General features: G+C 65.6%; 18 protein-coding genes and 1 tRNA gene. 6 read left to right on the top strand and 13 right to left on the bottom strand.

What is annotated here, in order from left to right; all coding sequences use genetic code 11:
- On the top strand, nucleotides 1-329 hold a 329-nt coding region (locus WAQ08_RS02680; RefSeq protein ID WP_422189091.1), incomplete at its 5' end, for a hypothetical protein.
- A gap of 173 nt (nucleotides 330-502) precedes the next feature.
- On the opposite strand, the gene WAQ08_RS02675 is transcribed toward WAQ08_RS02680, so the two are convergent.
- From WAQ08_RS02675 to WAQ08_RS02660, 4 genes are all read right to left on the bottom strand, one after another.
- The gene (locus tag WAQ08_RS02675) at nucleotides 503-2179 is read right to left on the bottom strand and encodes a tyrosine-type recombinase/integrase (protein WP_422189090.1); all 1677 of its coding nucleotides are present in this window, start codon (nucleotides 2177-2179) and stop codon (nucleotides 503-505) included.
- A gap of 97 nt (nucleotides 2180-2276) precedes the next feature.
- Nucleotides 2277-2366 (bottom strand) — tRNA-Ser (locus tag WAQ08_RS02670).
- Between the two features lie 73 nt (nucleotides 2367-2439).
- Complete coding sequence (locus tag WAQ08_RS02665) at nucleotides 2440-2670, bottom strand: DUF2789 domain-containing protein (RefSeq protein WP_422189089.1); 231 nt, start codon at nucleotides 2668-2670, stop codon at nucleotides 2440-2442.
- Nucleotides 2671-2806: 136 nt separating this feature from the next.
- The gene (locus tag WAQ08_RS02660; RefSeq protein WP_422189088.1) at nucleotides 2807-3631 is read right to left on the bottom strand and encodes a symmetrical bis(5'-nucleosyl)-tetraphosphatase; all 825 of its coding nucleotides are present in this window, start codon (nucleotides 3629-3631) and stop codon (nucleotides 2807-2809) included.
- Between the two features lie 142 nt (nucleotides 3632-3773).
- Here WAQ08_RS02660 and WAQ08_RS02655 point away from each other — a divergent pair, with 142 nt between their 5' ends.
- Together WAQ08_RS02655 and WAQ08_RS02650 are read left to right on the top strand one after the other, a co-directional pair.
- The gene (locus WAQ08_RS02655) at nucleotides 3774-4670 is read left to right on the top strand and encodes a pirin family protein (protein ID WP_422189087.1); all 897 of its coding nucleotides are present in this window, start codon (nucleotides 3774-3776) and stop codon (nucleotides 4668-4670) included.
- A 54-nt stretch (nucleotides 4671-4724) separates the two neighbouring features.
- Nucleotides 4725-6032: a hemolysin family protein gene (locus WAQ08_RS02650; RefSeq protein ID WP_422189086.1), complete on the top strand. Its 1308-nt coding sequence runs from the start codon at nucleotides 4725-4727 to the stop codon at nucleotides 6030-6032.
- Nucleotides 6033-6068: 36 nt separating this feature from the next.
- On the opposite strand, the gene pgl is transcribed toward WAQ08_RS02650, so the two are convergent.
- Nucleotides 6069-6833, bottom strand: a complete 765-nt coding sequence (pgl, locus tag WAQ08_RS02645; protein ID WP_422189085.1) for a 6-phosphogluconolactonase — start codon at nucleotides 6831-6833, stop codon at nucleotides 6069-6071.
- Nucleotides 6834-6881: 48 nt separating this feature from the next.
- Between pgl and edd the strand changes: the two genes are divergently transcribed.
- Together edd and eda are read left to right on the top strand one after the other, a co-directional pair.
- A complete protein-coding gene (edd, locus tag WAQ08_RS02640) occupies nucleotides 6882-8726 on the top strand; it encodes a phosphogluconate dehydratase (RefSeq protein WP_422189084.1) in 1845 nt (614 codons plus the stop codon).
- A gap of 47 nt (nucleotides 8727-8773) precedes the next feature.
- Complete coding sequence (eda, locus tag WAQ08_RS02635; protein ID WP_422189083.1) at nucleotides 8774-9421, top strand: bifunctional 4-hydroxy-2-oxoglutarate aldolase/2-dehydro-3-deoxy-phosphogluconate aldolase; 648 nt, start codon at nucleotides 8774-8776, stop codon at nucleotides 9419-9421.
- 39 nt (nucleotides 9422-9460) lie between these two features.
- Here eda and WAQ08_RS02630 read toward each other — a convergent pair whose 3' ends face one another.
- Complete coding sequence (locus tag WAQ08_RS02630; protein ID WP_422189082.1) at nucleotides 9461-10075, bottom strand: TetR/AcrR family transcriptional regulator; 615 nt, start codon at nucleotides 10073-10075, stop codon at nucleotides 9461-9463.
- 105 nt (nucleotides 10076-10180) lie between these two features.
- Here WAQ08_RS02630 and WAQ08_RS02625 point away from each other — a divergent pair, with 105 nt between their 5' ends.
- Nucleotides 10181-11851 (top strand): GMC family oxidoreductase, encoded by a 1671-nt coding sequence (locus tag WAQ08_RS02625; protein ID WP_422189081.1) that lies wholly within the window; start codon nucleotides 10181-10183, stop codon nucleotides 11849-11851.
- Here the strand turns inward: WAQ08_RS02625 and WAQ08_RS02620 are convergent.
- The 7 genes from WAQ08_RS02620 to WAQ08_RS02590 form a co-directional block, all read right to left on the bottom strand.
- A complete protein-coding gene (locus WAQ08_RS02620; RefSeq protein WP_422189080.1) occupies nucleotides 11821-12423 on the bottom strand; it encodes a thioredoxin family protein in 603 nt (200 codons plus the stop codon). The two genes, WAQ08_RS02625 and WAQ08_RS02620, sit on opposite strands and share 31 nt — an antisense overlap.
- An 87-nt stretch (nucleotides 12424-12510) precedes the next feature.
- A complete protein-coding gene (locus tag WAQ08_RS02615; protein WP_422189079.1) occupies nucleotides 12511-13236 on the bottom strand; it encodes an HAD-IA family hydrolase in 726 nt (241 codons plus the stop codon).
- Between the two features lie 23 nt (nucleotides 13237-13259).
- A complete protein-coding gene (locus WAQ08_RS02610; RefSeq protein ID WP_422189078.1) occupies nucleotides 13260-14135 on the bottom strand; it encodes a phosphoribulokinase in 876 nt (291 codons plus the stop codon).
- A 16-nt stretch (nucleotides 14136-14151) separates the two neighbouring features.
- Nucleotides 14152-15273: a class 1 fructose-bisphosphatase gene (locus WAQ08_RS02605; RefSeq protein WP_422189077.1), complete on the bottom strand. Its 1122-nt coding sequence runs from the start codon at nucleotides 15271-15273 to the stop codon at nucleotides 14152-14154.
- Between the two features lie 49 nt (nucleotides 15274-15322).
- The gene (gene cbbX / locus WAQ08_RS02600; protein ID WP_422189076.1) at nucleotides 15323-16342 is read right to left on the bottom strand and encodes a CbbX protein; all 1020 of its coding nucleotides are present in this window, start codon (nucleotides 16340-16342) and stop codon (nucleotides 15323-15325) included.
- A gap of 23 nt (nucleotides 16343-16365) precedes the next feature.
- A complete protein-coding gene (locus tag WAQ08_RS02595) occupies nucleotides 16366-16806 on the bottom strand; it encodes a ribulose bisphosphate carboxylase small subunit (protein WP_422189075.1) in 441 nt (146 codons plus the stop codon).
- A 34-nt stretch (nucleotides 16807-16840) separates the two neighbouring features.
- Entirely contained in the window at nucleotides 16841-18310 is a 1470-nt protein-coding gene (locus tag WAQ08_RS02590; RefSeq protein WP_422189074.1) for a form I ribulose bisphosphate carboxylase large subunit, read from the bottom strand.
- Nucleotides 18311-18405 lie beyond the last annotated feature (95 nt).

Raw genomic sequence — 18405 nt, 5'->3', positions numbered from 1 at the left:
ACAAGACCAAAGCAGCTTCTGCAAAGTGGGCCAGCAGTGTCCAATGCTGTGAACCTGGACTGAAGGAGCTAGCCATGGTCACTGCGCACACGACGGATCAAGCTGTCCATCAACGCACACTGAAGGGGCAGCGAGCAGCCGCCACCCAGGCGCCTATGCTGGACCTTGCGCATGCTCGGCTCCTGCTCCTTTTCAACGGCTTCACACCCACTGAGTTCCTTGTCGAGCGGGCCGAGGAATTTGCCCCTCAACAGGCGCAACTGATAGCGGATGAACTGGAGCGCACGGGTCTGATTGAGCGGGTCCATTCATGGATCCGGTGCAGTTGATCCTAAGCCTTCGGTGTTCGCGTCTTCGTCGTGAGAATGCCGTCTACAAGGGCCGGCGGTGACCAGTCTTGAGGCGGAAACACGGGAGATGGGTCATCGGCCAGCGCTGCGGTATACCGGGGCCAACTTCAATTCTGGGTACTGCAACAGCGCTTGCTGCTCTCTGAGTTCCTTCATGTGCTTGTAAGTGCGGGCGCTCCCACGCCCCCCGAGGAGTGGCCTGTCAGATAGTCGGACACGCTATCAGCCACACCCGCGTCGGTCAGTCTTGTGGACGCGGTATGCCGTAGTGCGTGGAAGTCAACCCAACGTGTGGCGATGCCCTGCTCCCGGCGATAGACCAGGAACCAGTCGGAGAAATACTCACCAGCAGGCCGGCCCTTGGGGCGTTGCACTTGCGGAAACAGCGCTTTATGTCCGGCCTGCCGTGTGTCTTTCCAATACTCGTCGAAGCCCAAGCGGACAAGCTCTGGGTGTACTGGAATACGCCTACGAGATACCTCGGTCTTTGTGCTGGTGCCATCAGAATCATCGCCCTCCTCTCCCCGCTCGGACGTGATGAACATCGACAGGCCATCCTCAGAAGCCTCGATGTCCGCCACACGCAACTGGCAAAGCTCAGACTGACGCGCCCCGGTATACAGGCCCAGCAAGGGAATCCAGTAGCCAGCCGCCCCACCAGCCGATGGGTGCTCGGGGAGTTGATAGGCGCTGAACAGCGGGGAGTCGAACAGCTTGCGCAGGTCTTCAGAACTCCATGGCTTGCGTGCTGTTGCCTTGCGAACCTTGATGCGGTGGCCCTGCCATGGGTTCTCGTGCAGCCAGCCCAAGCCGCCTAGCTTGGTGGCCTTGTTGAGCAGCGACTTGACCGCGTCCATATGGTCCTTGGCAGTCTTCTCGGCCTTGCACTTCTTGAGCAGCCACCCCGAGAACTCTGCGCCCTGCTCCATCGTCAGCGACTCGATAGGCGCATCCTTGGTGAACTGCTCGTAGAGGCGCACAGCCACCTCCTTCTTGCGGACTGTCCCTGCACCCGGGTTGTCTCCGCTGGCCTTCCACTTGTCGAAGACATCACGCAGCCTGTGTTGCCCTTGTGGCTTCGCTACACCCACCGTGGCCCCTGGCGTGGGCACCATTGGCCTTGCCGGCGTTGGGATGACCTCGCCCGCATCACGGGCCGTGCGGTCCTTACAGGCCTTCCTGTACTGCTCCAGACACAGCCTGAGCGCTTGGCGACCCCCTTCAGCCGTCCAGTCCACGGCGAGACCCAGGGAGCGGGCCACTCGGTCGGCCAGTGGCTGCACTGCTGACAGCTTGCGCCGGGCAAGGTCCACAGCGGCCTGCCCCTCAGCCATTGAATTCAACTCTGCAAGGGTGGCAGCTTCCTCCTCAGGGAGCCCATCAAGGGGAGACCATGGCACCTCGGGGCGTGCAGGCGGCGTGCCGATGGCGAGAGCTTTGCCCACAGACTGAGACACGGTCAGGCTTGCCAGCTCCCGCAGGGCTTCGAATACATCGGCGGTCTCTCTGGCGGCATCGTCCTGGTGCAAGCATTCCGAGTAGACGCCCTGGGCGACTACCTGCGCCATCTCTGGCGTGATGTCCTGTAGCGGCTGGAGGGCCAGCGCAAGCTCTCTGCGCTTGGCAGCGAACTCGGCATCCTTCAAGGCGCGGATTCGGTAGGTCTCGGCCTTCGCCTCAGCAGCCGGCACACGGCCAAGGCTGACGCGGAAGTCCTTGCGCCCACCGTAGTGCGGCTGTAGATCGAGGGGGATGCAGACACGGATCTGCGGCGGGCGTCCCTTAGGCTGGGACAGTCCGATGGGCTTTGCCACTTCTGTTTTCTTCACACGCTGGAAGATACCAAAGTGTCACGCCCAACTGTCACACCTATCGCCCGAAAAGGCTCATCAGCATTGAATTCTCTTGGCTGACAAGCACTTGTGATGGCGGAAGCGGTGAGATTCGAACTCACGGAGGGCGCAAACCCTCGCCGGTTTTCAAGACCGGTGCCTTAAACCGCTCGGCCACGCTTCCCTGAAGGAGGCTCGCAGTATAAACGTCAACCAGACCACTGCCGCGGCCCGTGTTGACGCTGGCGCAGTCCAGCTCAGTGAAGCGCGACGTTCAGGCTGTCGACCACCTCTGCCCAATCGGCATCCTGCGCCAGCAGGTCCTCCAGCAGCCGTGCCTGCGCCGGTGTCCAGAACGGTGCCTCGGTGATCTTGACACCGCCAGGCAGCGGGCGGTGCTGGTTGATGAACCTGCGGATCTCCGGCTCGGAGGACGGTAGTCCGAGTTGCTCGAACAACTCAAAGAATTCGTGGTTGATTGTTTCCATCGTAGGGGCCTCCATGTGGGGTGCATCAGGCTGACGGGCGCTGCTTGCAGCCTGCCTCCAGCCTCTGATTTTTTATAGCACTTCCGCTGAAACGGCGTCGCCACCCTGGATTTGAATCCGAGAACCCCCAGCCCAGCTAACCGGGCTTCTGCGCCTGTGGACACGGGATCTGGATCAGCTCACGCCCGCCCCCCTCCAGCAAGCGCACCGCCGTCAAATGCCCGCCCCAAACACACCCTGTGTCCAGTGCCAGCAGATCGTCACGGTTGATCAACCCCAGCGTCGACCAGTGCCCGAACGCCACAGAGGCCGACGCCGTTCGTCGCCCCGGCACCTCGAACCAGGGCATGTAGCCCTCCGGGGAGCCACCGGCACCCTCCTTGGTGGCGAATTCCATCGTGCCATCCGCCGCGCAGAAGCGCAGGCGTGTCAGGCTGTTGATCACGCAACGCCAGCGGTCCGCGCCTTGCAGGGCATCGTCCCAGCGGGCCGGTTCGTTGCCATACATCTGCGGCAGGAAGCTGGCCAGGTCCGGGCCGCGCAGCAGCGCCTGCACCTCACCGGCCAGGGCCACGGTCTGCGCCACGTCCCACTGTGGCACGACGCCCGCGTGCACCATCAGCCAGCCATGGGCGTGCACGGCCAGAGGCCGCTGGCGCAGCCAGTCCAGCCAGGCCTCACGATCGGGTGCGTCCAGGATCGGACCAACGGTGTCGCCCTTGTGCAGCTTGCGCACGCCCTGCGACACGGCCAGCAGGTGCAGGTCATGGTTGCCCAGCAGGCAGGTGGCAGCAGCCCCCAGGCCGCGCAGGCGGCGCAGCACACCCAGCGAATCCGGCCCCCGGTTGACCAGATCGCCCAGCACGTACAGGTGGTCACGCGAGGGCGAGAAGTCCACGGTCTGCAGCAGCCGGTCGAGCGGGTCGCCACAGCCCTGCAGGTCTCCAACGATGTAGATCATGCAAAGGATTCTGCGGGCAAACACATGCCCTGCGCCCACCCCACGCTCAAATCCTTTGAACGATGCGTGCAAGCCCTCAGGCTGGCGAAAGGTTGGAGCGCCCCCATCATTGACTCATCCCCTCTCCCATCGGAGACCCGTCATGAGCACCGAAACCACTGCCAGCCTCACCACAAGCCCTGTCCAGCGCCACGTGGCCACTGCCCTGCGCGGCCAACCCGCCGAGGACGGCGCCGGCGTGCGCCTGACGCGCGTTTTCCAGGCCCGCTCCACGCTGAACCTGGATCCGTTCCTGATGCTCGACGAGTTCGCCTCGGACCAGGCCGACGACTACATCGCCGGCTTCCCCTCGCACCCGCACCGTGGCTTCGAGACCGTGACCTACATGCTGCAGGGCCACATGCTGCATGAGGACCACCTGGGCCACCAGGGCCACCTGCGCGATGGCGACGTGCAATGGATGACAGCCGGGCGCGGCATCATCCACTCGGAGATGCCCCAGCAGAAGGAAGGCCGCATGCGCGGCTTCCAACTGTGGATCAACCTGCCCGCGGCCGAGAAAATGAAGCCCGCAGCCTACCGCGACATCCCTGCCGCCCAGATCCCCCGCGCCGAACTGGCCGATGGCGGTTGGGTCAAGGTGATCGCCGGCGAAACCACCGATGCTCAAGGCCAAAGCGTGCGCGGCCCCATCCGGGGCCTGAGCACCCAGCCCGTCTACCTGCACGCCCACCTGCCGGCCGGCGCCATCTGGCAGACCGCCGTGCCGTCCGGCCACACCGCCCTGGTCTACGTAGCCGATGGCGAGGTGCAGATCGACGGCCGTGCCCTGCACCAGGGTTGGGCGGGTGTGCTCGGCGACGGCACCCAGCTCACGCTCACCGCAGGCCCCCAGGGCGCCGACGTGCTGCTGCTGGCCGGCAAGCCCCTGCGCGAGCCGGTCGTGCAGTACGGCCCCTTCGTGATGAACACCCGCGAGGAGATCGAACAGGCCCTGCGCGACTACAACCAGGGGACATTGACCGGGCTTGAAAACTGATTCTGATACCCTTGCGGCATCGACACAGATGGCCCGGCACGCCCGGCGCCTGTCATGGAACTAGCACTGCTGATTTTTCTGATTCTTCTCAACGGCCTGTTTGCCATGTCCGAAATGGCATTGGCCTCCAGCCGAAAAGCCCGTCTGCAGGTCATGACAGAGACGGGCGACGAGGGGGCCAAGGTGGCGATGGACCTGCACGACAACCCCACGCAGTTCCTGTCCACCGTACAGATCGGGATCACGTCCATCGGCGTGCTCAACGGTATCGTCGGCGAGGCCGCGTTCTCGGCGCCGCTGGCTGACTGGATCGACGAGCAGTTCGTGCTGCCTGACCGCGTCGCCGGCATCGCCGCCACCGGTCTGGTGGTGCTGATCATCACCTTCGTGACCATCATCTTCGGTGAGCTGGTGCCCAAGCGCGTGGGCCAGATGTACCCCGAAACGGTGGCCCGCATGGTGGCGCGCCCCATGCAGTGGCTGTCGCGCCTGACCAAACCCTTCGTGGCCTCGCTGTCCTTCTGCACCAACGCAGTGCTGAGCATGCTGGGCATCAAGGACAACGGCAACCGTGGCGTGACCGAAGAGGAGATCGCCGCCAGCCTGGAAGAAGGCCTGGACGCCGGCGTGATCGAGGCACACGAGCACCAGATGGTGCGCAACGTGTTCCGCCTGGACGACCGCCAGGTGGGCTCGATGATGATCCCCCGCGGCGACATGGCCTGGCTCAACCTGGAAGACACGCTGGACGAGAACCTGGCGATCATCAAGGAGCACGGCCACTCCCGCTACCCCGTGTGCCGTGGCGGTCTGGACGACGTGGTCGGTGTGGCCACCGCGCAGCAGTTGCTGCAGCAGTTCGCGCAGACCCACACCGCCGACTTGACCCTGGGCCTGCAGCCCGCGGTGTTTGTGCCGGAAACCCTGTCGGGCATGGAGTTGCTAGAGCACTTCCGTGCGTCCAGCTCGCAGATGGTCTTCGTGGTGGACGAGTACGGCGAGGTGCAGGGCGTGATCACCCTGCGCGACGTGCTGGAAGCCATCACCGGTGAATTCACCGCCGCCGATGAGCCTGAAGAGGCCTGGGCCGTGCAGCGCGAGGACGGCTCCTGGCTGATCGATGGCCTGATCCCCGTGCCCGAGCTGAAGGACCGCCTGGGCCTGAAGGCCCTGCCCGATGAGGACCGTGGCCGCTACAACACCCTGGCCGGCCTGGTGATGATGCTGCTGGGCCGCCTGCCCAAGACGGCCGACCACGTCGAGTGGGATTGCTGGCGCTTCGAGGTGGTCGACATGGACGGCAAGCGCATCGACAAGCTGCTGGCCAGCCGCATGCCCGAGCCCGTGGGCGAGGACGGCTGACACGCTCCTGGCCTCAAGCCTTTGCCAAGCAAGCACTCAAGGCGCGAAGTACACGTGGCACGTGGCCTTTGACTCGTGCAGGGCGCGGCGCACCGGCAGTTCCACCGCATTGCCCGGCGTCAGGGCCCGGGCCAGCACGGGTTCCTTGTCGGCGCCCGTGAGGTACAGCAGCATGTGCCGCGCATCGAGCAGGGTGCGGGGCGTGAGCGTCATCCGGGGCACGAGCACATTGGGCGCCAGCGGCGTATACACCGCCGCGCAGTGGGCCTGCCAACCCGCATCCATCACCCGCCCCGGAAACCACGATGCCGTGTGGCCATCGCCGCCCATGCCCAGCACCACCACATCGGCAGGCCATTGAATGGTCGACATGCGGGCCTCCACCGCCGGCTGCGCCTCCTGCGGTGTGGCCTTGCCGTTGTACAGCGGCACCCACCGTGCCCAGGCGGCTTCATTGCGCAGCAGGTGGCGGCGCACCAGGCCTTCATTGCTGGCGGGATCATCCACAGGCACCCAACGCTCGTCGGCCAGGGTGATGGTGACGAACGTCCAATCCAGTTGAGCCATGGACAGGTGCTGCCACATCGGCACCGGGGTGGAACCGCCAGACACGATCAGCGTGGCCTGGCCACGTTCTGCCAGGGCCTGGCGCAAACCGGCCTCCACGGCCTGGGCCACCTCCACCGCCAGGCTGGCTGGATCGGCCGCCCGGTGCAGCACGGCACCGCCTTCTCGACCATCGCCGCCATGCATCACGTCGTCCTCACTGTGGTCATGACGCCAGTGTAGGGCCGCACCCATGCCCCCAGGGTTTATGCTGTGGAATCCACATTGACAGGATCGCCTTCCGTGAGTCCCCACCCACGACTGATCGAGGTCACCGCCCGCATCCAGGCCCGCAGCGCGGCCACCCGCCAGCGCTACCTGCAGCACGTTGCCGCCCACCATGCGCGGGGCGTGCAACGCGCCGGGCTGGGCTGCACCAACCTGGCCCACGCCTACGCCGCCGCCCCCGAGGGCGACAAGATCTGGCTGCGCGCGCAGCACGCACCCAACATCGGCATCGTCTCGTCCTACAACGACATGCTGTCGGCCCACCAGCCACTGCTGGCCTTCCCGGAATGGATCAAGGAGGCCGCCCGGGCCCATGGCGCCACGGCACAGTTCGCGGGCGGCGTGCCGGCCATGTGCGACGGCGTCACGCAGGGCCAGCCCGGCATGGAGCTGTCATTGTTCTCGCGTGACGTGATCGCCATGAGCACGGCCGTGGCCCTCACGCACAACATGTTCGATGCCGCGCTGTGCCTGGGTGTGTGCGACAAGATCGTGCCCGGCCTGCTGATCGGCGCCCTGAGCTTCGGCCACCTGCCGGCCATCTTCGTGCCGGGCGGGCCCATGCCCTCGGGCCTGCCCAACGACGCCAAGGCCAAGATGCGTCAGCGCTTCGCCGCCGGCGAGGTGGGCCCCGATGCCCTGCTGGCCGCCGAGGAGCAGTCCTACCACACGGCCGGCACCTGCACCTTCTACGGCACGGCCAACAGCAACCAGATGCTGATGGAGATCATGGGCCTGCATGTGCCGGGCTCGGCCTTCATCAACCCGGGCACACCGCTGCGCGAAGCCCTGGTGCGCGAGGCTACCCACCGTGTCCTGCAGATCACCGCGCACGGCCCGGAGTACACGCCCATCGCCCAGGTGATCGACGAGCGCGCCATCGTCAACGGCATCGTCGGCCTGATGGCCACGGGCGGATCGACCAACCACACGCTGCACCTGGTGGCCATCGCGCGCGCGGCCGGCATCCTCATCGACTGGGGTGATTTCGACGACCTGTCGGCCATCGTGCCGCTGCTGGCCCGCGTCTACCCCAACGGCAAAGCCGATGTGAACCAGTTCCACCAGGCCGGTGGCCTGGGCTTCCTGATCCGCGAACTGCTCGACGCCAGCCTGCTGCACGAGGACGTGCACACCGTGGCTGGCGGCAAGGCCGGCCTGCGCGCCTACACGCGCCACCCCGTGCTGCGCGAAGGCCCCGATGGGCAGCCCGTGCTGGCCTGGGAGGACGCGCCCGCCACCAGCGGCAACGACCAGATCGTGGGCACCGTGGCCACACCTTTCGCGACCAATGGGGGCCTTCGCCTGCTGCAGGGCAACCTGGGTCGCTCGGTGATCAAGGTGTCGGCCGTCAAGCCCGAACACCAGATCGTGCAGGCCCCGGCCATCGTGTTCGATGACCAGGAAGAACTGCTGGCCGCCTACAAGCGCGGCGAGCTGCAGCGCGATTTCATCGCCGTGGTGCGCGGCCAGGGCCCCCGTGCCAACGGCATGCCCGAACTGCACTCGCTCACGCCCACGCTGACCAATCTGCAGGACCAGGGCTTCAAGGTGGCCCTGGTGACCGATGGCCGCATGTCCGGCGCCTCGGGCAAGGTACCCGCGGCCATCCACATCACACCCGAGGTGGTGGCACAAGGCCCTCTGGGCCGCGTGCGCACCGGCGATGTGATCCTGCTCGATGCCGTGGCCGGCACGCTGGATGCCGTCGTCCCGGCCGAAGAATGGAACGCCCGCGAACTGGTCGCGCTGGACCGTGAAGCCCACCACCACGGCATGGGGCGGGATCTCTTTGGCGGCATGCGCCATACCGTCACCGGCGCAGAACAAGGGGCCGCCAGCTTCGGCGGCGACTGGTGAACCGAACGCAGCACCGCAACCCCATCCGCAAACAAGACACCCGAACGATGACCGACACCCGCGCCACCCTGATCGACCAAGCCATGCGACTGAGCCCGGTGATCCCGGTGCTGGTCGTCGATGATGTGGCCCATGCCGCACCACTGGCCCAGGCCTTGTTCGAGGGCGGCATCAAGGTGCTCGAGATCACGCTGCGCACCCCGCAGGCCCTGGCTGTGATCGAAGCCATGGCCCGCGCCGTGCCCCAGGCCGTGATCGCCGCCGGCACCGTGACCAACCCGGCACAACTCGCGGCGGCACAACGTGCAGGAGCGCAGTTCGCGGTATCCCCAGGCCTGACCCCTGCGCTGGCCGAGGCCGTTCAGCAGCCCGGCGCCCTGCCCCTGCTGCCTGGCGTGGCCACCGCGTCAGAGTTGATGCTGGGCCTGGATGCGGGGCTGGAACGGTTCAAGCTGTTCCCGGCCGAGGCCGTGGGCGGCATCAAGCTGCTGCAATCCCTGCACGGCCCCTTCCCTCAGGCCGTGTTCTGCCCGACCGGCGGGATCACGCTGGACAGCGCACCCAAGTATCTGGCCCTGCCCAATGTGGCGTGCGTGGGTGGCTCATGGCTCGCGCCCAAGGCCGTAATGGCTGCAGGCCAGTGGGATCAGATCCGGGCACTGGCCCAGCAGGCCGCTGCCCTGCCCCGAGACTGAGCCCTTAGGAGGCACGTCCGCACGCACTGCCGCAGCCCCTCAAGCGTTGCTCAACGGCCGGCTCATGGACTCGATGGCCTGCGTGAGCAGCAGCTCCACCTGCTGAGCCGTCTGCGCCGGATCCTCCGACGCACTGATCAGCTGCGCGCCTTCGATCAGCAAAGCGATCAACAGGTTGGACAACACGCCGATCGACACCTGCGGCAGCAGTTCGACCACGCCATAGCGCCCCACCATGCGCGCCAGCAGCCCGAAGGCATAGCGCATGTCGATCTCCCGGCAAACCTTGCTGCCCAGCACGGCCGGGCCTTCAACGAAGAGCACCCGGCGGTAGCGGTCCTGCGTGGCGAGCACCAGGAAGGCGCCGATGGGCCCAGCCACGGTGCTTTCCTGCATGCGCGGGTCCGTCGACAGTGACGCGATCAGATCCTGGGACAGCAACTCGTACGCGGCCAGGAACAGCGCCTTCTTGTCCTTGAAGTGGTGGTAGACCGCGCCCTTGGTCGTCCCCACATCCCCTGCGACGTCATCCAGGCTGGTACCGGCATGCCCGTCACTGGCGAAACGCTTGGCGGCCGCCTCCACCAAGGCCTTGCGCGTGGCTTCGGCATTGATATCCCTCAGGCGTTTGACGCCTTTCGTTCCGTCGGACATACTATAGGTATCTTAAATTCTTTTGGTATGTAAATGAGCTTGTCGCCCGCCTCGAATGATCGAAGGCGGGTCGATCAAGCTCACTACCCTGGAAGGACAGAAACCATGCTGGTGGATTACGTGGTGGTCGGTGGCGGTTCGGCGGGATGTGTCGTGGCAAGCCGCTTGAGTGAGGATCCTGACGTGAGCGTCTGCCTGCTGGAGGCCGGCCCCAATGACTGGCACCCCGCCATCCACATCCCGGCCGGGATGCTGTGGCTGATGCTGAGCCACCGGCTCAACTGGCAGTTTACGACCCGCCCCGATGCCCAACTCGCCAATCGTCAGCTGTTCTGGCCACGCGGGCGCATGCTGGGCGGCTCCAGTTCCATGAACGCCATGTGCTACACCCGTGGCCACACCTTCGATTACGACCACTGGGCCGCCCTGGGCAACCGAGGCTGGAGCTATGCCGAGGTGCTGCCCTACTTCAAGCGCTCCGAAAACCAGGAGCGCGGCGCCAGCGAGTACCACGGCACGGGCGGCCCGCTGAACGTGATGGACTTCCGCCAACCCAACGTGCTGACCGAGCGCTTCCTGGAAGCGGCGCAGCAGGCCGGCTTCCCGCTCAACGATGACGTCAATGGCGCGCAGCAGGAAGGCGTGGGCTACTTCCAGGTCACACAGAAGAACGGCCGCCGCTGCAGCGCGGCCAAGGGCTTTCTGAGCGATGAGGTCCGTGCCCGCCCCAACCTGACGATCCTGACCGGTGCCCAGGCCACACGGCTGCTGTCGCAGGGCCGGCGCTTCACCGGCGTCGAGTTCATGCAGGGCCGTCACCGCCGCGAGGTGCATGCACGCACCGAGGTGATCGTGTGCGCCGGCGCGGTGCAGACGCCGCAGTTGCTGATGCTCTCCGGCGTAGGCGATGCCGGGCATCTGCGCGAGGTGGGCATCGACACGGTGCACCACCTGCCCGGCGTGGGGAAAAACCTGCAGGACCACCTGGACGTGACGCTCACCCGGCGCTCGCTGCAGCGCGTGTCGTCCGGCCTGAGCTGGCGCAACATGCTCCGCATGCCGGGCGCCGCCGTCCAGTTCCTGACAAGCAGCTCGGGCTTCCTGACCAACAACGGCGCCGAGGGTTGCGGCTTCATCAAGAGCTCGCCCGATGAGCCCATCCCCGACCTGCAACTGCACTTCATGCCGGCCAGCCTGCGCGACCATGGCCGTGACCTACGCTTCATGACGAACGAAGGCTTCACCATGCACGTGTGCCAGCTGCGCCCCAAGAGCCGGGGCCGCATCACTCTGGCCAGCAAGGACCCGCTGCAGGCACCCAGCATCGACGCCGGCTACCTCACGCACCCGGATGACCTGCGCACCCTGGTCAAGGGCGTGCGCCAGGTGCGGCGCATCTTCGCGTCACCGGCCTTCGATCCCTTCCGTGGTGACGAGGTCGCGCCCGGCCTTCAGGCCACCAGCGACGAGGCGCTGGAGCGGCACATCCGCCAGCATGCCGAAAGCATCTACCACCCGGTGGGCACCTGCCGCATGGGCGCCGACGACATGGCCGTGGTCGATGATCAACTGCGCGTGCATGGCGTGCAGGGCCTGCGTGTGGTGGATGCGTCCATCATGCCCACGCTGATCGGCGGCAACACCAACGCGCCTGCGATCATGATCGGCGAGAAGGCTGCCGAGATGATCCTGCAGGCGCGCAGGCAGGGACACGACGCAGGGCGGCGCCAAGCCGCCCCGGTGGTTCAGAGCGAAGGTTGTGCGTACGCGGCTTGAAGCAGTGCCGGCGCCACGGCCGATTCACGCCACTTGATGGAGCAGCCGATGCTGGGGTTCTGCTCGGCCGGGCCATAGCCGTAGTGGGCGATCAGGCGCATGGCATCAAACAGCTCGCGGGGCTCGTCTTCCGGGGCCAGCTCCTTGCGTGAGCCATCCAGGCGGCCACGGTACTGCAGGCGCAGATCGGCATCGAAGCCGTAGAAATCCGGCGTGCAGACGGCATCGTAGGCCCGGGCGATGTCCTGCGTGTCGTCGTGCAGGTACTGGAAGGTGAAGCCCTGCGCCTTCGACAGGCGCTTCATTTCCTCGAAGCTGTCTTCAGGGTAGGCCTCGTCGTCGTTCGCGTTGATGGCGATGGTGTTCACGCCATGCTTGGCCAGATCGTAGGCATCACGCAGGATGCGCGGCAGCACGGCCTTCACATAGGGGCAGTGGTTGCACATGAAGATGACCAAGGTGCCACGCGGGCCGGCCAACTGCTGCAAGGTATAGAACTTGCCGTCCACGCTCTTGAGCCGGAACGGCGCCGCGGGCCAGCCGATGTCGGCGATCGGGGTGCTCACTGCCATGCTTCTCTCCTGGTCGAGGGGTTCAGAGTGCCAACCACATCCACGGCGCATGATCGCGCCAGTTTCGTGACCGAACCGTGACGAACGTCAAGCCGCCTTCGCGGCCACGGACAGCACATGATCGGCCACGGCGTCGACGCCAGGGAAAATGGCATCCGGATGCGATGTTTCGATGGGTTGCCCGCCGTTGTAACCGTAAGGCACAGCCCACGCCGCCACGCCTGCACGGCGGGCGGTGTCGACATCGATGCTGGAATCTCCCAAGTGCGCTGTCTGTGATTGAGGCACAGCTAGCGCATCTAGGCAATACTGAATCACCGCCGCATGGGGTTTTTTCTGTGCCAAGCTGTCACCGCCGATGACGACGCGGAAGAATCCGGACAGTCCAGTGGATTGCAGCACCCGCACGGCAAAGCGGTGCTCCTTGTTGGTGACGCAGGCCATCTGCACGCCCGCATCGCGCAGACGCACCAGGCCTTCCAGACAGCCTGGGTAGAGCTGGCTGTCGGTGCCGGTGGTGTCGTGGTAGTGGCCTTCGAAGCGCTGCATGATGGCGTCGAGGTCCAGATCCTCCGCGCGGGCATCGCCAGCCGCCACGGCTTGGGCCAGCAGGCCCCGCATCAGCTCGCGGGTGCCGTGGCCGATCAGGCACGTCACGTCGGCCAGCGGGCGGCGCGGCAGGCCAATCTGCGCCAAGGTGCGGTTGGCGGCCTCGGCGATCTCACGGGCGGTGTCCACCAGGGTGCCATCGAGGTCGAAAGTGATCAGGCGCACGGAGGGTGGCGCTGCAGAGGTCGTGCTTGGCTTGGTCATGGCGTCAATGGTCATTGCCTGGGTCATTGCATCTGTGCACGGCGGATCTCCATCAGCCGCAGGATCATGGGCGTGAGGATGAGCTGCATGGCCAGGTCCATCTTGCCGCCGGGCACCACGATGGTGTTGGCCCGTGACATGAACGAGTCCGAGATCATCGACAGCAGGTAGGGAAAGTCGATGCCGCGCGGGTTGCGGAAACGGATCACCGTCATGCTCTCGCCCGCCGTGGGGATGTCGCGAGCGATGAAGGGGTTGGAGGTATCCACCACGGGCACGCGCTGGAAGTTGATGTCCGTCTCGGCGAACTGCGGGCAGATGTAGTGCACGTAATCGTGCATGCGGCGCAGGATGGTGTCCGCCACCGCCTCCTTGGAGTAGCCGCGCGATTTGGTGTCGCGGTGGATCTTCTGGATCCACTCCAGGTTGATGATGGGCACGACGCCGATCTTGAGGTCCACATGGCGGGCCACGTCCACGGTGTCGGTCTTGGCGCAACCGTGCAGGCCTTCGTAGAACAGCAGGTCGGTGTCCACGGGGGTGTCCACCCAGGCGGTGAAGGTGCCGGGCTCCTGGCCATAGGGTTCGGCTTCGGCCTTGTTGTGCAGGTAGTAGCGCGTGCGGCAGCGGCCCGTCTCGCCGTAGGCGCGGAACTGCTGCTCAAGCTCCTGCCATTCGTTGGCGTCGGGGCTGAAATGGCTCAGGTGCCTGTTCTCACGCTCGGCCAGGTCCATGGCCAGCTTCATCTCCGAGCGGGTATAGCGGTGGAAGGCGTCACCCTCGATCACGGCGGCCCTCACGCCCTCGCGGCGAAAGATGGTGTCGAACGTAGTCTTGACGGTGGTGGTGCCGGCACCGCTGGAGCCGGTGACGACGATGACGGGGTGGCGTCTGGACATGCTGATGCGCCCCGCCTCAGGCCTGCGGCTGCACGAACAGCGAGCGCGTCTTGAACAGCTGCCAGGACACGTTCTCGCTGGGATCGGCGTGGTAGCCGACGATGCGGTCGATCTCGTCTTTCGAGCCCAAGATCACCGGCACGCGCTGGTGCAAGGTATCGGGTACCAAGTCGAGCAGTTCGCTCGTGCCGTTGGTGGCGCGGCCGCCGGCCTGCTCCACCAGCAGGGCCATGGGGGCCGCCTCGGCCAGCAGCCGCAAGCGATCTGGCCTGCGCGGCTCGCGCGTGTCGCGCGGGTAAAGGAAGACGCCGCCGCGCGTCATGATGCGGTGCACTTCGGCCACCATGGAGGCCACCCAGCGCATGTTGAAGTCTTTCATGCGCGGGCCGCTGTCACCGGCCACGCACTCGGCCACGTAGCGTTGGATGGGCTTTTCCCAGAAGCGCTGGTTGGAGGCGTTGATCGCGAACTCGCGGGTGTGCTCGGGGATGCGAACGTCGTCGTAGGTCAACACCCACTGCGGCGCGGCGCCCGGCCCATTGCCCGCTCCTGTATCACGTGCTCCGCGCCAGTCCAGCCCGAACACCAGCACGCCACGCCGGCAGGTCAGCACCATCAACGTGGCTGGCCCATACAGCACGTAGCCCGCGGCGATCTGCTGATGCCCCGGCTGCATGAAGTCGGCCGCGCCGGGCGCCATACCCCGGTAGCGGTGCGGCAGCACCGAGAAGATCGTGCCGATCGAGATGTTGGCCTCAATGTTCGAAGAACCATCCAGCGGATCGAACACCACCAGATGGCCACCCTTCGTGCCGTGGGCATGGGAGACATGCGGCTGTTCGTGCTCCTGGCTGGCCCAGGCGGCCACGTGGCGACAGGCCGAGAGGCTGGACGCCATCAGGCCATCGGCGATCACATCGAGCCTTTTCGGCTCCTCACTATGCACATCGCGCTCGCCCGCCAGGCCATGCGCATCGGCCAGCACGCCCAGCGAAGCGACATCGCTGATGCGCACGCAGGCCTGGGCGATGGCATTGATCGTCTCGCGCAAGGCCAAGGCCGCGTCCGGGGCCATGCCGACCAGGTGGCGTTGCAAGGCCTCGTCCAGCAGGTTGGGCGGCGGGGTGGTGTTGTTCATGGGGAGTCCTGCGGTTCTTGTGATGTGTGTGTTCGTGAGCCCAGTGGGCTCAGGCCGCCTGGGCTGGCTGGTCGGCACCGGAGGGCGCGCCGAACAAGCGGCTGGCGCGGATGTCCCGCGCTTCGATGGTGGTCAGGTCCTCTTGGCTCAGCATGCGGTCGCGGTCTTCGAACAGACGGCTGGCCTGGCGCAAGCGCGCACGGTCCAATGCATTGCGCACGCTGCGCGCGTTGGCGAAATGCGGCTGGGCCACGCGGCGCTGCAAGTAGTCGTCAAAGGCCTCACGCGCACCCGGTCCGAAGCGGTAGTGCTGCCCCGCCAGCATGATGTCGCCGATGGACAGCAACTCGCCCACCGCGTAATCCGGGAAATCGAGGTGGTGCGCAATGCGCGAGGACATGCCCGGGTTGCTCTTGAAGAAGGTGTCCATGCGGTCCTTGTAGCCCGCCAGGATCACGACCAGATCGTCACGCTGGTTCTCCATCACCTGCAGCAGGATCTCGATGGCCTCCTGCCCGTAGTCGCGCTCGTTCTCCGGGCGGTACAGGTAGTAGGCCTCGTCGATGAAAAGCACGCCGCCCATGGCCTTCTTGAGCACTTCCTTGGTCTTGGGCGCCGTGTGGCCGATGTACTGGCCGACCAGGTCGTCGCGCGTCACGGCCACAAGGTGGCCTTTGCGGATGTAGCCCAGGCGGTGCAGGATCTGCGCCATGCGCATGGCCACGGTGGTCTTGCCCGTGCCGGGGTTGCCGGTGAAGCACATGTGCAGTGAGGGGCTCTGCGCCGCCAGCCCATGCGCCGCACGCAGCTTGTCGATCACCAGCAGCGCGGCGATGTCGCGGATGCGCGCTTTCACAGGCGCCAGACCGACCAGATCGCGGTCCAGCTCGTCCATCACGGACTCGACCTGGCTTTGCGCCAGCACGTCCGCGACGGTGCGAAACACCGGTGTCGCTGTCGCCGCCACAGCGGCAGCAGGCGACACGCTGGCATCCGCATCGGTCGATGCCGCACGAGGCATCGATGCCTGAGTCTGGCTTCCCGGCAGGCTGTAGAGCGGTGCGTTCATGGCTGTGCCCTCCCGTACAGGCCTCAGCCCTGGTAACGCTCACCTTCAGGCTGGGCCGCCGAATACGAGCGCGTGCTGTAGCGCATGCTGCGGCCATCGATTTCCGTGCGCTCCAGGAAGAAGCCAGGCTCTTTCGCAGGGCGGTTGACGATGAAGTTCATCACCACGCTCTCCACACCGCGCACCGAATCAAAAGCCAGCAGGCGGATGTAGTGGTTGGGAAAGGCCTTGCGGCATTCCTTCAGTTCCATCAACACGCCGGCCGGGTCCTGCAGATCGAACATGGGGTGGCCGAACATGTCCCAGTAGGTGTTGCGCGGGTGTGGATCGTCGGTGTACTCGACGCTCCACGCATAGCCATTCTTCAGGCCGTATTCGATCTGCTTCAAGATCTCGGCGTCCGTCAGGTCGGGCAGGAAGCTGAACTGGCCTTGCGTCAGGCGGCCGGCGGGGTTGGTCATCATGGTGGTGATCTCCTGTGGATACGGTCGTTGCGCTTCACATGCCCACCGAGGACGTCACGGCATAGTCGCTCGTGTCCGTCGGCGTGTAGTTGAAGGTGATGTCGCCCCAGGTGTCCAGCGCCTGCTTGAGCGGGCTGCAGAAACGCGCGGCCTCGGCCAGGATGTCGCGGCCCTCGTTGAGGATGTCGCGGCCTTCGTTGCGGGCCTTGACCATGCACTCCAGCGCCACGCGGTTGGCCACGGCACCGGCCTGGATGCCCTGCGGATGGCCGATGGTGCCGCCACCGAACTGCAGGATCACGTCGTCGCCGAACAGGTCGAGCAGCTGGTGCATCTGGCCGGCGTGGATGCCGCCCGATGCCACTGGCATCACCTTCTTCATGTCGGCCCAGTCTTGGTCGAAGTGCAGGCCGCGTTGCAGATCCTTGTGGGTGTAGCTGTCGCGGCAGACGTTGTAGTAGCCCTGCACCGTCATCGGATCGCCCTCAAGCTTGCCCACGGCCGTGCCAGCGTGCAGGTGGTCGCAGCCAGCCAGGCGCAGCCACTTGGCCATCACGCGGAAGCTCACGCCGTGCGACTTCTGTCGCGTGTAGGTGCCGTGGCCCGCTCGGTGCATGTGCATCACCATGTCGTTCTTGCGGCACCAGTTGGCCATGGACTGGATCGCCGTCCAGCCGATCACCAGGTCCACCATGATCACGACCGAGCCCAGTTGCTTGGCAAACTCGGCGCGCTCGTACATGTCTTCCATCGTCGCAGCGGTGACGTTGAGGTACGAGCCTTTCACCTCGCCGGTCACGGCCTGCGCCTTGTTGACCGCGTCCATCACGAACAGGAAACGGTCACGCCAGTGCATAAAAGGCTGCGAGTTGATGTTCTCGTCGTCCTTCATGAAATCGAGGCCGCCCTTGAGGCCTTCGTAGATCACGCGGCCATAGTTGCGGCCCGACAGGCCCAGCTTGGGCTTGGTCGTCGCCCCCAGCAGCGGGCGGCCGAACTTGTCCAGGCGCTCGCGCTCGACCACCATGCCAGTGGGCGGGCCTTTGAAGGTCTTCACGTAGGCCACGGGGATCTGGATGTCTTCCAGGCGGCAGGCCTTGAGCGGCTTGAAGCTGAAGACGTTGCCAATGAGGGACGCCGTCATGTTGGCGATCGAGCCCTCTTCGAACAGGATCAGGTCATAGGCCACCCAGGCGAAGTGCTGCTCCGGGTTGCCCGGTACCTGCTCGACGCGGAAAGCCTTGGCACGGTAGCTGTCGCAGGCGGTCAGGCGGTCGGTCCACACCACTGTCCAGGTCGCGGTAGAGGATTCACCGGCCACGGCGGCGGCGGCTTCGATCGGGTCCACGCCCTCTTGCGGGGTGATGCGGAACAGGCAGACCACGTCCGTGGCCTTGGGCACGTAATCCGGTGCCCAGTAGCCCATCTGGCGGTACTTGAGCACGCCCGCGCTGTAGCGCTTCTTGGCATCCAGGATGACGCCATCCTCGACCGGTTTGTTCATGTCGACCTCGCTGCAATGACTCGTTGAAGGGGTTGCGAATCAATGTAGGGAATCGGACAAGTAAGGTAAATTCAGACTTTGTTTCGCCACAGTTA

The organism is Aquabacterium sp., from assembly GCF_049274795.1.
Classification (GTDB): Bacteria; Pseudomonadota; Gammaproteobacteria; order Burkholderiales; family Burkholderiaceae_C; genus Aquabacterium.
The sequence above is the reverse complement of the archived record's forward strand: the minus strand, read 5'-3'. Positions and strand labels throughout refer to the sequence as shown.